Source organism: Natranaerovirga pectinivora (genome assembly GCF_004342165.1).
Taxonomy (GTDB): Bacteria; Bacillota; Clostridia; order Lachnospirales; family DSM-24629; genus Natranaerovirga; species Natranaerovirga pectinivora.
In genome coordinates this window covers 225,507-239,213 of record NZ_SMAL01000001.1, presented here as the reverse complement: position 1 = coordinate 239,213, position 13,707 = coordinate 225,507, and the positions used below count along the sequence as shown (strand labels likewise).

The 13,707-nt window shown below is 30.4% G+C and carries 11 protein-coding genes; 1 reads left to right on the top strand and 10 read right to left on the bottom strand.

The genetic code is table 11. From position 1 onward, the window contains the following. Window positions 1-6: 6 nt before the first annotated feature. The 4 genes from rpoZ to EDC18_RS01155 form a co-directional block, all read right to left on the bottom strand. Window positions 7-240: a DNA-directed RNA polymerase subunit omega gene (gene rpoZ / locus EDC18_RS01170; protein WP_132249422.1), complete on the bottom strand. Its 234-nt coding sequence runs from the start codon at window positions 238-240 to the stop codon at window positions 7-9. After that, the gene (gmk, locus tag EDC18_RS01165) at window positions 241-876 is read right to left on the bottom strand and encodes a guanylate kinase (RefSeq protein ID WP_132249420.1); all 636 of its coding nucleotides are present in this window, start codon (window positions 874-876) and stop codon (window positions 241-243) included. 19 nt (window positions 877-895) lie between these two features. After that, window positions 896-1,165, bottom strand: coding sequence for an extracellular matrix/biofilm regulator RemA (gene remA, locus EDC18_RS01160; protein ID WP_132249418.1), 270 nt, complete (start codon window positions 1,163-1,165; stop codon window positions 896-898). Between the two features lie 79 nt (window positions 1,166-1,244). Beyond that, the gene (locus EDC18_RS01155; protein WP_132249416.1) at window positions 1,245-2,123 is read right to left on the bottom strand and encodes a YicC/YloC family endoribonuclease; all 879 of its coding nucleotides are present in this window, start codon (window positions 2,121-2,123) and stop codon (window positions 1,245-1,247) included. Between the two features lie 171 nt (window positions 2,124-2,294). On the opposite strand from EDC18_RS01155, the gene EDC18_RS01150 reads away from it, so the two are divergent. After that, window positions 2,295-4,037 (top strand): Rqc2 family fibronectin-binding protein, encoded by a 1,743-nt coding sequence (locus tag EDC18_RS01150; protein ID WP_132249414.1) that lies wholly within the window; start codon window positions 2,295-2,297, stop codon window positions 4,035-4,037. Window positions 4,038-4,088: 51 nt separating this feature from the next. Here the strand turns inward: EDC18_RS01150 and EDC18_RS01145 are convergent, their stop codons facing one another. From EDC18_RS01145 to recN, 6 genes are all read right to left on the bottom strand, one after another. Beyond that, window positions 4,089-8,093: a pectate lyase family protein gene (locus tag EDC18_RS01145; protein WP_132249412.1), complete on the bottom strand. Its 4,005-nt coding sequence runs from the start codon at window positions 8,091-8,093 to the stop codon at window positions 4,089-4,091. Between the two features lie 576 nt (window positions 8,094-8,669). Further along, window positions 8,670-8,924, bottom strand: a complete 255-nt coding sequence (locus tag EDC18_RS01140; RefSeq protein WP_442929336.1) for a spore coat protein — start codon at window positions 8,922-8,924, stop codon at window positions 8,670-8,672. A gap of 16 nt (window positions 8,925-8,940) precedes the next feature. Then, window positions 8,941-9,129: a hypothetical protein gene (locus tag EDC18_RS01135; protein WP_132249410.1), complete on the bottom strand. Its 189-nt coding sequence runs from the start codon at window positions 9,127-9,129 to the stop codon at window positions 8,941-8,943. Between the two features lie 138 nt (window positions 9,130-9,267). Continuing rightward, window positions 9,268-10,077: a sporulation transcription factor Spo0A gene (spo0A, locus tag EDC18_RS01130; RefSeq protein WP_132249408.1), complete on the bottom strand. Its 810-nt coding sequence runs from the start codon at window positions 10,075-10,077 to the stop codon at window positions 9,268-9,270. Between the two features lie 395 nt (window positions 10,078-10,472). Then, a complete protein-coding gene (gene spoIVB / locus EDC18_RS01125; protein ID WP_132249406.1) occupies window positions 10,473-11,762 on the bottom strand; it encodes a SpoIVB peptidase in 1,290 nt (429 codons plus the stop codon). Window positions 11,763-12,003: 241 nt separating this feature from the next. Continuing rightward, window positions 12,004-13,707 carry a DNA repair protein RecN gene (gene recN, locus EDC18_RS01120; RefSeq protein ID WP_132249404.1) on the bottom strand — a complete coding sequence of 568 codons (1,704 nt, stop codon included), beginning with the start codon at window positions 13,705-13,707 and terminating at the stop codon, window positions 12,004-12,006.

Below are 13,707 nucleotides of genomic sequence, written 5' to 3'. Positions count from 1 at the left end.
TCCACCCTACTCATCACTACCTTTAATGTATAAGTTACCTGTATTCATTTCTTCTACTGCAATTGATAATGGTTTATTACTCTTTGAATATGCTAATGGTTTATCTCCGTCAATTAATTGTCTTGCTCTTTTAGAGGTTGCAATAACAATTGAATATCTACTTTTTACTACTGGCTCATCACCTATTTCAACATTTTCATTTAATATATTCATTAAATCAGAATAAGATGGATGTAACATTTAATCCTCTCCTTTAATCATTTTATTTAACTCTATTTTTAATAAGTCAATAAACTCATTATTTCTAGCAGCTTTATTACGTTCCATATTAATTGTCGTCGTAATATCTTTAACACAAGTATCTAAGTCATCATTAATGATTAGATAATCATATTTTTCAATCACATCTGCTTCTTCAAAAGATTTGTTCAATCTAAGATTAATAACTTCTTCGCTTTCGGTCCCTCTTCCAATTAATCGACTTTTCAATTCGTCAATTGTTGGGGGTGTTATGAAAATCAAAACTGCATCTGGATGCTTCTCTTTAACCAATAAAGCACCTTCCATTTCAATTTCTAATATAACATCTTGACCCTCTTGAAGTTTTTCTTCTACGTATTTCTTTGGGGTTCCATAATAATTATTACAGTATTCTGCCCATTCAATTAATTCATTATTATTAATCATATTAAGAAATTCATCTTTTGATGAAAAGAAATATTCCCTACCATGTTCCTCATAATCTCTAGGCTGTCTTGTTGTTGCAGAGATAGACACACAATAATTATAGTCCTCAATGAGTTTTTTAATAATTGTACCTTTTCCTGACCCTGAAAAGCCAGAGATTATTATAAGTAGTCCTTTTTTATTTTTCATCTATATCACACCTATTCTACTACTCTTCATTTGTATTGTCTATAGTTATTTCTTTAGAATGAATTCTATTAGCAACTGTTTCTGGTTGGATCGCTGATAACACTATATGCCCACTGTCTGTTACGATTACAGCTCTTGTTCTTCTACCATAAGTTGCATCAATTAAAAGATCTTCATCTCTAGCTTTTTGGATAATTCTTTTTATAGGAGCTGATTCAGGGCTAACAATAGAAATTATACGGTTAGCATTAACAATATTACCAAAACCAATGTTAATTAATTGAATCATATAAAAACCCCTTTCCTTTAAAATTATGCCCTTATTTTTCAATTAAAAGACAATATTGGTTATAAGTTTCTATAATAAATTATTCTATATTTTGGATTTGTTCTCTAATCTTTTCAATTTCTGTTTTTAATTCTATAGCATTATTAGATATGGTAATATCATTGGCTTTTGAAAGAATGGTATTGGCTTCTCTATTCATCTCTTGAGCAATAAAATCAAGCTTTCTCCCTATTCCATCACTACCTTGTAGTGTGGTAAGCATATGACCAATATGACTTTCTAATCTAACAATTTCTTCATCAATACATGCTTTATCTGCAAAGATTGCAACTTCAGTAGCGATTCTTCCTTCATCCACTATTGGACCATTTAATAAATCGTTGATTCTTTGTTCTAATTTTAGTTTGTACTCCGCTACGACTTTTGGTGATAAGTCTTGTACATTTATAAGCAATTCTTTCATATGGTCTAATTTTTTCTCTATATCAATCTTTAAATTCTTTCCTTCTACTTCTCTAGTATCTGCTAAATTTTTTGCAGCTTGTAATAATGCATTTTCCACTATGGCCCATAAAGTGTCCTCATCTAAAGAACTTTCTTCTAAGGATAATACATCTGGATATCTAGATAAATGGGATACTTTTATATCATTATCTAATTCAAATTGCTGACTCATTTGTTCAAATGTTTTTATATATTCTGCTGCCAGGTCACTATTGTATTTAACGGCTGAAGTCCCATTAGTATAATCTTCATATGTAATAAATACGTCAATTTTACCCCTTTGAACATACTTTTTCATTAACGTTCTCATTGCATTTTCAAATTGGGCAAGTTTTTTAGGCATTCTAATATTTATATCACAATATTTATGATTAACAGATTTCATTTCTATAACGACTTTTCTTTCTTCGCTAATATTTTCAAATCTGCCAAAACCAGTCATGCTTTTTAACAATATACTCACTCACTTCTATTGTATTCTTAAGGGAATTATACCCTAGTAAAATAAACAAGTCAATGCTTTTTAGGTGTAGACAATACTTGTATAAGAAAAACCTTTTCATAAGAATTTATAAATGATATACTTTACAAGATAATCAAAAGTAGTAAAAGGGAGGTCTTAATAATGGCTTTAGATGGCATTGTTATATCTAATATTGTATCGGAATTAAAGGAAACCATTTTAGATGGTCGTATAAATAAAATACAACAACCTGAAAAAGATGAGATTATTCTCGTTATAAAAAACAACAAAAACACTTATAAATTGCTTTTATCGGCACAAGCAAGTCTTCCTCTTATCTATTTAACAGATGAAAGCAAGACCAATCCTATGACTGCTCCAAATTTTTGTATGTTGCTTAGAAAGCATATAAATAATGGGAAAATCGTTGATATTATCCAACCTAATTTTGAAAGAATCATAGAATTTCATATTACCCATCATAATGAATTAGGTGATTTATGTACCAAAAGACTAATTATTGAGATAATGGGCCGTCACAGTAATATTATTTTCTGTGATAAGGATACTGTTTTAGATAGTATAAAACATATTTCTCAAAATGTAAGTTCTGTAAGAGAAGTATTACCTGGTAGAGAGTATTTTTACCCACCAAACCAAAACAAAACAAATCCTCTTGATATAGTTTCTTTAGAAAATTTCAAAGAGATTCTAAACAAAGAGAATATGCCTGTATTAAAGGCAATTTTTACTTCTCTAACTGGAATAAGTCCTCAAGTTGCTACTGAACTGTGTTTTAGAGCTTGTGTTGACGATACTAAGGCATCTAGTTCTTTAACAAATGATGAAATAACATCATTGTATAGTGCTTTTATAGAAGTATTCTCCATTATAAATAGCAATACCTATAAACCTATAATTTATTACAACAATGAAATTCCCGAAGATTTTTCCTCAATTCCATTAAAAAGTTTAGGTTCTTTTGAAACAACTGAATTTGATTCTGTCTCTGAACTTTTACAGAACTTCTATTCCACTAAATCCGTTGTTACTAGAATCAAACAAAAATCCTCAGACATTCGTAAAGTGATTCAAAATGCTCTAGAAAGAAGTTATAAAAAATATGACTTGCAGTTAAAACAATTAAAAGATACAGAAAAACGAGATAAATTTAAAATTTATGGTGAAATCATTTTAGCAAATGCCTATGGTATAAGTGAAGGACAAAAAGAATTAGAAGCATTTAATTACTATACAAATGAGAATATTATAATTCCTTTAGACGAAACTTTAACACCACCTCAAAATGCTAAAAAGTATTATGACAGATATAATAAATTAAAAAGAACTTATGACGCCCTTCAAGATCAGCTTGAAGAAACAAAAAAAGAATTTACACATCTTGAATCTATTAATAATGCACTAGATATTGCTGATAAAGAAGATGATTTATTATACATTAGAAAAGAATTAGTGGATTATGGGTATATCAAGAAAAAACACAAAGACAAAAAAACGAATAATATTCCCTCAAAACCAATTCATTATATCTCTAGCGATGGCTTTCATATTTATGTTGGAAAAAATAATTTTCAAAATGATGAGTTGTCCTTAAAATTTGCTAATGGGGATGATTGGTGGTTCCATACAAAAGACATTCCTGGTTCTCATGTTATTGTAAAATCAAAAGGGGAAGATTTGCCAGACAAAACTTTCGAAGAAGCTGCTGCTGCTGCTGCATACTATTCAAAAGCAAAAAATTCAACGAAAGTTGCTGTTGATTATACTCAAAAAAAACATTTAAAAAAACCAAATGGATCCAAACCAGGTTTTGTTATATATCACACCAATTATTCTATGTATGTAGACCCTTCTATCAAAGGATTAACTGAAGTGAATGATTAATCCCACACATCAAATGAGACTCTCCAAAAAGAGAGTCTCATTTTTATAAACCTAATTCACTATACCTACACCTGCATATTGAAGTACCAATTGTCTTGCTTCTTCAGCTGAATGCAGCACATGTTGATAGTAATATGGAATACTCATTGAAATTGTAGATTCATATTCGCTTACTGGACAATCAACAAATACATTGCCACTTACATCCCAGTAACCCGTTTCATTACTTCCATAATACCAACCTATCGGTCCTTTAATTTGACCCGTTGTTCCGTCTACAGTTCCTGCACCAGCATTTTTAAAGTAGTTGTTTTCAATTTTTACTCTAGCACCCATTCTTACATTAATTGCTGTATCAATAATGTCTTCAAAAATATTGTTAAACATGTGCACATCAGCAAACCTTATTAATGGTGTCCTTGAGTTAATATTGTACCAGTAATTATGGTGGTATGTCACCTTATCTGGAGCTAAACTAGCATTATCACTATGACCAAGTAAATTCGCTTTATTATGGTCATAGAATTTATTCCAAGATATGGTAATATACTCAGACCCTCTTTTAATATCTACTAATCCATCATAATAATCTTTATGAACATCAATATCACTATAGAACTCACTATGTGTAACCCATATATTACGACTGCTTTCCGTTATTTCTATAGCTGTTCCTTCACCTTGTCTAACATGGTGAATGGATAAATTTCTAAATATTATATTATTAGCTCTAGAAACAGTAAATCCTATACCTTCAAACTCTCCTTGCGTACCAACTCCGACTATTGTTAAGTCTTTCAAATCTTTTACATTAAATTTACTGCTTGGTGAGTTATCTGCAGTTATTTTATCTGTGATATAAATAATCATTGGATGATCCACCCAAGGCTCACCTGTTTCTCTATTGATTGTTCCTCTTTCTTCATATTTCATGGCATCCACTTTATATTTTAAGAGATCCTCTAATTCTTGACCATTTCTTGCATATCTAATAATAGGTTCTAATCCATTGATGGCTACGTCTCCACCAGTTGTTCCACCATTCATAGCCGCATAACCTACTAGTGCAAACAAATCATCTGCATTGTCTGGAGGTTCAATTGGGTCTGGTGGTGTAATAGGTTCTTCTGGTTCAGTTGGATCTTCTGGCTCTGTTGGATCTTCTGGCTCTGTTGGATCTTCTGGTGGTGTTGGTTGTTCTGGTTCAGTAGGTTGTTCTTCTATATACTCAATTCTAATATCATTTATGGTTACTGAAGCATTGCTTTCAGTTCGAATTTGTATAAATGATTCACTTGTTCCAACATCAGGTTCAACAACAAGTATCCCTGTATTAAGGTTACCTATAGATTGGACAAACGTTCTTGAAGAACCACCATGAATAGAATTCCCCATACTTGTTGTATTGTTGTCAATATACACATAGAAGTTTTGTCCTGAATTACCACTCTTCTCAGTAATATCTATAATAATTCTATATGGTTTGCTAAGATCTAACACCCCACCAGGCGTATAATTTGATGATGTTGCTCCATCTGATAAAGCGCCAATTGTCATTCTTCCCGCATCTAATGTTAATGAATCATTTCCTGCTGTAACCGTTCCTCCTGTTAATATATACATTGGTTTTGAACTGTCGTTAGGTAATGACTTATATGAAGTTGTGAATAGATTAGAAGAGGTTGCTCCCACAAAGTCATCAGAGTAAATTTCTAACTCAGAAGGATCTTGTGGTTCTGTTGGCTCTTCTGGTTCTGTTGGCTCTGTTGGTTCTTCTGGTTCTGTTGGTTCCTCTGGTTCTGTTGGTTCTTCTGGTTCTGTTGGCTCTGTTGGTTCTTCTGGTTCTGTTGGTTCCTCTGGTTCTGTTGGTTCTTCTGGTTCTGTTGGTTCCTCTGGCTCAATTGGTGCAGGTATATAACTTTCATCTGTTGGATCGATAATTCCTGCGCCTGCATAAGTCGTTACCAATTCTCTAACATTTAATACTGGGTCTACAGAATAGTAATAGAAGTCACTTGGATCCCAGTCAATACCACTTTCTCTAAAATCTAACACATGACCTAATTTACTATGAATGCTTCCTGTATCTTTTAAGTATCCTGGTTGTGAAGATGTATCATAATATCTCATTGCACGATTGGCATCTTGGATATGATTGTATTCAGATATAAGTTGTGATTCTACACCAACACCAAATCCATATCCACCTATATTGGTTAGATAATTATTAAATAAGTGTACTTTGCCATAGCGAACTCTTGGATTTCTTTGATTTGTATTTTGGAATAAATTATGATGGTAAGTAATTCTTAAATACCCTCTATCTAATGTATGACTATTATCATGACCTACAAGAGAATTTTTATCATGATCCTTGAAAACATTCCAAGATACTGTTATAAAGTCTGCTTCTCTTTTTATATCTACTGTACCATCATATGAATTTGAAAAAGTATTATGGTCTATCCAAATATGGGTTGATCCTTCTTCAATATTAATACAATCGTCTTTCGCTAATGAAAATTCAATATTTCTAACAATAATATTATGTGCCCTACTAATATTTAATCCACCATAGCGAATATGAGCATCATTAATACCTAAAATCGTTTTATTTGAGGCAACATTAAACATTCTATCAGAAGGTCTATTGCTATTAGGATTATCTGGCATATCAATAGTACCTGATACATAAATGATATATGGTTCTGGTCTACTCATATAATCAATTAATTCTGCTGCTGTTGTAACTGTTACACTTTGTCCACCAGCACCACCTGTTGTGCCTTGTCCTACAGTAGCAAATCCTTGCATACTAAAATCTGGCTGTACAGACTCAGGTATTGCTCTTAGGATATGCCAAATTTGATTATCTGACCCATTATAACTTCTTTGAACAACGTTACCACCATTGTTTTGTGAAGCATTATCTATTTCAAGAACTAAGTTATTGTTTCTATTAATAAATTTGAACTCACCATTACCTAAATAGTCAAAATACCAAGTATGGGATTGACTGCTTCCATTTTTTACTTGAACGATATCTGCACCTTCTTGAGATGATCGACCAACAGGTTGTACTAACTTATCTGTATACCTATTAGCTATATAATAATACCCATCTCCTCTATCTTCCATTCTCCAAAGTTGATGTGTTTCTCCATTATTTTCCCATTGTATAATACTAATATTTTCGTCTATATTACCATCAGTAACATGCAATACTTTCCCGCTTGCTTTATTAACTATTAAATAGCTATCTAAGTCACTGAAATTAGTGCTAGTCATAAACTCCCCACTTACTGGCCCTGAAGGCAATGTTGGGGGATCTACTGGGTCATTTGGATCTTCTGGGTCTTCTGGGTCTTCTGGGTCTTCTGGGTCTTCTGGGTCTTCTGGATCTTCTGGATCTTCTGGGTCTTCTGGATTTGTAGGTTCTAATCCTGTGTATGCAACAACATCATCGTATTTCACGCTGGCATTTCTACCAACTAAGCCAATACCACCTGAACTAATTGCATTATCAGTTGTTTCTAATTCTAAACTTCCATTTACGTACATCTTAATAGTTGATCCAACCATCTCAAGCTTTACATCATACCACTGACCCTCAGATAATGAATAACTCTTTGAAGCTATTGTTGATGTACTACCACCTGATTTTCTTAATATTTCAATGGTATTATTACCTCTTAATGATGCAGCATAATAATTATTACCATCTCTATATCTTCCACAGACTAGGCCTCTATTTGACCCGTTAAAATTCTCTACTTTTACACGTGCTTGGACTGTATAGTCTGTCCAAGATTGATCACCTGTAAATGTTCGACCTTCACTTGTTGAAGACGAAAAATAAACATTATTACCATTATCATTTACGACAGACCAATCATTATAACCAGATTGAACTGACCAATTATTTGCATTGCCACTTTCAAAATCATCATTAAATAGTAGTGTTGATGTAGCTGTAACAAATGAACTATTCCCCAATAGCATTGAAACAACTAAAGTTAGGGCTAAAACCATACTTATTGTTTTTGATTTTTTCATAATTTAATACCTCCCATAAGTTTAAACAAAACAAAAAAATACCCTTTAGTAAATCCTTGACGGCGGACTTCTTAACATAAACCTTCCCCCTTTTAAATTATATTTATACAAACCTACGAATAGGTAGTATCTATTATTAAATGATAATTGTTATCCCCAAAAGCAAGAATTTTTTATAGTGTGACTATATAAAAACACTTTCTTTAAGGCATCTATTTAAACTATTGTAAGCATTATAATAATAAACTATATTGATTTTTAAAGATGAGATCACGGATCTCAAAAAAGCAGAAGAATTAGATTTTCAATTGGAACAAAATAATAGATTTTTATTAGTGAATTTAAGAATGAGAATAACTATTGAATAGATTAGTAAGAAAATAAACTTAGAATATTTCAGATTAATTTGTTTTTTAATTTATTAGTGCAAATTGTATGATTAGTATATTTTATATAATGACATGAATAATTTTATTGTTCAATAATTCAATATTACTATTTTTTTATAAAATATGATTAGAATTAACTATAAAATTTAAAAAATGGCTCTCCCCAAAGGGCTAGCCATTCTCACTTTTAATTCATACCTTGGTGTTGTGAACGAACTTGTTGAATCTCTTGTTGATTAGCTTGTTGTGCTGGTTGATATAAACTCTTTGATTTTGCCATTTGATATAATTCATACTGAGACTGTTCACATTGATTTCTTATTTGTTGTAATGTTTGTCTTAATTGTTGATTATCACATTCCGAAATAGCAGTAGAATAAGTAGTTAAACTACTCTTTAATTGACTTAACGCATCATTCACCATATCTTTTTCTTGCATCATATGTTTATCCCTCCTTTTAGCCTTGTAAGAAAGACATTAATTGTTGTTTTGTTTGTTGTGCAGATTGAGCAGATTGTTGGAAGTATTGTTTTATTTGTTGATCATTACATCTTTGAGCATAATCGTTCATCTTTGCAGATGCAGTTTCATGTGCACCAATTATGTGTCTTAAGTTTTGTAATTCTATTTCATTTAAATTCATCATAAAATAATTCCTCCTTTCAACATAAGTATTATTGCTCTTATGGTATATTTATATTCATTTTTTTTATTTAATCTTTGATAATTATATAACATTTTAAATAAAAAAAAACGAGACTTTAAGTCCCGCTTATGCTTTATTTTAACTTACTCTTAATTCTAATCTTAATTTATCAGAAATCAATGCAATAAATTCAGAGTTTGTTGGTTTACCTTTTCCATTATTAATTGTATACCCAAATAATTTGTCAATGGTATCCATTTTTCCTCTACTCCAAGCAACTTCTATAGCATGTCGAATGGCTCTTTCAACTCTACTAGGAGTCGTTTTATGTCTTTTAGCTATGGATGGATATAATAATTTTGTGATAGAGTTTAACATATCCATATCGTTTATTGACATCATTATTGCATCTCTAAGGTATTGATATCCTTTTATATGAGCTGGAACACCTATCTCATGTATAATGCTTGTCACTTCTGTTTCAAGACTTCTATTTGTTAGCATTTTAGAAGATGATGAATGATTTTCGAAAATGGAATTTCTTCTTTTCTCAGTGTTTAATAATTCAAATCTGCCTTTTAATTGTTTGATACGTCTTACAATCGTTTCATTATCAAAGGGTTTCATTATATAATACTCTGCTCCTAAATTTAATGCATTTTCTGTTATTCTCTCTTGACCTATTGCAGAGATCATTATAAATACTGGTGGATTGTTAATTTGTGAATCTTTATTAACATTCTCTAATACACCAAGGCCATCTAACTGTGGCATTATAATATCTAATAATACAACATCTGGTTGCTTTTCTTTAATTAACTTTACCCCTTCTATTCCATTATAGGCTTTTCCTACAACCTCAATGTCATCTTCGGATTTTAATATTTCTTCTAGAAGGCAACACATTTTTTCATTATCATCTACTACAGCCACTTTAATTTTATTCAAAACTTTTTCCCCCTTGTATATATTTATTAGAATTTATTTTTTAATTATATATGTATATATATAAATTCTCATTTTAACTTGTTGTTTGCTGTATAGTTTAGGAATATGAATTATTTCATAATACGTACAACATTAACAAAAATTAAGTTTTTAACGATTCTTTTATTATTATAATATTATATTCTATTTGATTCAATACTAACCCGACGCAATATTCGACAACTTTAATTTAATAATTCGTTAATCAAACACTATACCTAGGAATTTTCTTCCTAATTCATTTAAAAAATTTTTTTATTTTTATATTTATATCGTTTTTATTTTTTTAATAAAGTAAACTATATTATTTTATCATATCTTATACTTAAGATATGATAAAATAATTATTTACCCTATTAATGTGCTACTCTCAACATATTTTCGATAAAAGTCCCATAACCTCTTGTTGAATCTTGTATAAATACATGAGTTACTGCACCAATAATTTTATCATTTTGTATAATTGGACTCCCACTCATTCCTTGCACTATTCCGTTTGTTCTTTCTAATAAACCTTCATCAACAACTTCAATAATCATACCTTTATTTATATCACCATTGCCTAGATAAACTTTTGTTATTTTTATTTCATAATCTTTGATTTCTTCGTCAACAAAACTTCTTATAAAAGCCTGACCGACTTCTATTTCGTGTTTTAAACCGATTTTTAATGGTTTTCTTTCTATATGATTAAATATAGCCTCATTTACATTGCCAAAAATACCATATTCTGTGTTTTTATCCACTGAACCTAAAATATTTTCTTTGTCTTTAATAATAACACCAGATATTTCTCCTGGAAAACCTCTTTGACCTTTTGTTATACTTGTTATTCTTGTTTCTAAAATCTCACCATCAGCAACGGATATTAACTGTTTGGTATCCGCATCTGTTATCCCATGACCTAACGCACCAAACCTATTGTCCTTTTCATCAATATAAGTAATGGTACCTATCCCTTGGGTATCATCTCTAACCCAAATACCCAATTTATAGTCATTATCTCCCATACTTTTTATAGGAGTAACATTCACATTTTTTATATCTCCATTTCTATTAATAGTTAATGTTATATCTTTTTCACCATAAATATTAATGTGTTCTACTAATTCCTCTTTTGAATTGATTTTAGTATCATTAATTTTTATAATATAATCTCCTGTTTTTAATACCCCTTTGGCTGGCTCATAATTTAACCCATCTGCACCATTTACAACCCCTGTACCAAGGACCATAACTCCATTGGTTGATACAACAACACCAACTGTTAAACCAGCAGGAATTAACTCATCCTGTGAAATAACATTCACTTTAACGTTTTTGATGGGTATGATGCCAAATAATTTAAGTTGAACTGATATCTCTCCAGTTTCACTAGATCTCACTGAAAAAGGTTCACTTAGATTAATTCTATCCTTTGGGACATTAGATTCATTAATACTAAGAACACCTTGTTTTTCTGATGTAAAATGGGCCTGTATTGGAACATTAAATTCAAAGCTCTCATCACGATCAACTATAAGTTTCATTTCATCTGGAATGTATAGATTAATATATTGGTTAGAACCATATATTATAGTAAATAAAAGGGAAAAAATCGTTGCGAATATTAATATTTTTCTATAAATCTTATTATTTCTGTTCATTCCACCCACATCCTAATGTCATATTTTTAAGTAATTTATAGTGTTTGAGTTTGTTTTTATCTAAACGTTTATGTAATATATAAATTACCCTTAATAACATTCCATTATGCTGGTAAATCTACGACGTTTTTCCAAAAAGTATTTCCATAGGAAAAGATTGTTGTATAATCCTCTTATAAATATCAAAAAAAAATCTTATTACTATTTTATAGCAATAAGATTTTTATATTCATTTATCTAATTATATTATTTCTTTTACTTTATTTGCCAATTCTTTCATTTCTTTTGCACTATGTAAAACTAAATCCGTAACTTCAACACCACTTATCAATCTTGCAATTTCATTGTAAATATTTTCATCTTTCAAAGGATAAATTGTTGTATTTGTTTTATTGTTTGCTGTTGACTTTTCTATTACAAAATGTTTATCTGCCATAGCTGCAATTTGTGGCAAGTGGGTAATACATATGACTTGATGATGTCTCGCAATTAATGCAAGTTTTTCAGAAACTTTCTGTGCTGTCCTACCACTTATACCTACATCAATTTCATCAAATATTAATGTACCTATTTCATCAGTATTAGCTAATATTGATTTTATCGCCAACATTATCCTTGACAACTCTCCACCTGATGCAACTTTCCCTAAAGGTTTTATGCTTTCACCTGGATTTGTTGAAATCATAAATTCAACATCATCCCAACCGTTCTTTGTAAACTGTGCCATTCTTTTAATTGTTATTTCAAATTGGACGTCTAAAAAATTTAAATCTACTAGTGATTTTTTAATTTCCTTTGCTATTTCTTTTGACTTTTGTAATCTAATCTTCGTTATGTTTTCACAAACTTCATTAATTGTATGTTCAGTCTTTTTTAATGCTTCTTCTAGTTGGTTTTTAAGTATCTCATAATTTTGAAGCTCAAAGTGTTTTTCTTTGCTTTCATCTAAGTACTTTAGTATATCCGAAATACTATTGCCATATTTAGATTTTAAAGCATTGATACAGTTCATTCGTTCTTCTGCCTTAAATAATTCTTCTTCATCAACGGTAATATTGTCTATGAAATGAAGGATTTCTCTATTAATATCATTTAATAAATTTTCCACATTAATAAATTGGTCTTTTATACTTGTTAATCCATCATCCATTTTATCGATATGGCTTAATAGTTTAATTGCTTTACCAATAGAATTAGATACAGAAACTTCTAAGTCTACACCGCTTCCTGTAAAATCATAAACTTTATTCAGAACTTCTGTAATTTCTCTAGAATTAGAAAGGAGTTTATATACCTTATTAACTTCTTCATCTTCCCCTTGTTGTAATCGAGCAGTTTCAATTTCATTGATCTCAAATTCTAAAAAGGATATTTCTCTTTGCCTTTTATCTTCATCCATAGCTTGTTCTTGTAACTTTTTCTTTTGATTTATATATTTTTTATATAGATCTTGTAAAATCCTTTTATTTTCTTCTAATTCCTCACCACAAAATTGATCCAATATTTCTAGATGTTTACTCTTATTTAACAAGGATTGATGCTCATGTTGACCATGTATGTCAATTAAATAACTTGCAATATTTTTAATCATTAATGCCGTAGCGCTTTGTCCATTTATTTTATGTACACTCCGACCATTAGTATTTATTTTTCTTGTTATTAGAACTTCATTGTTATCATCTATAGGTATGTCATAGCTTTTAATACGTTCAATAGTATGAGGATCTTCAATGGTAAATAACAATTCTATAAGGGCATAATCACAACCTGTTCTAATAATATCTTTAGAGGTTTTAGCGCCTAATGCACTATTAATAGAATCAATTATAATTGATTTACCTGCTCCTGTCTCACCTGTTAAAATATTTAACCCTTGATTAAAGTCCACTTCAACTTCATCTATTAAGGCCAAGTTTTTTACATGCAAATAAACTAACACATTCAT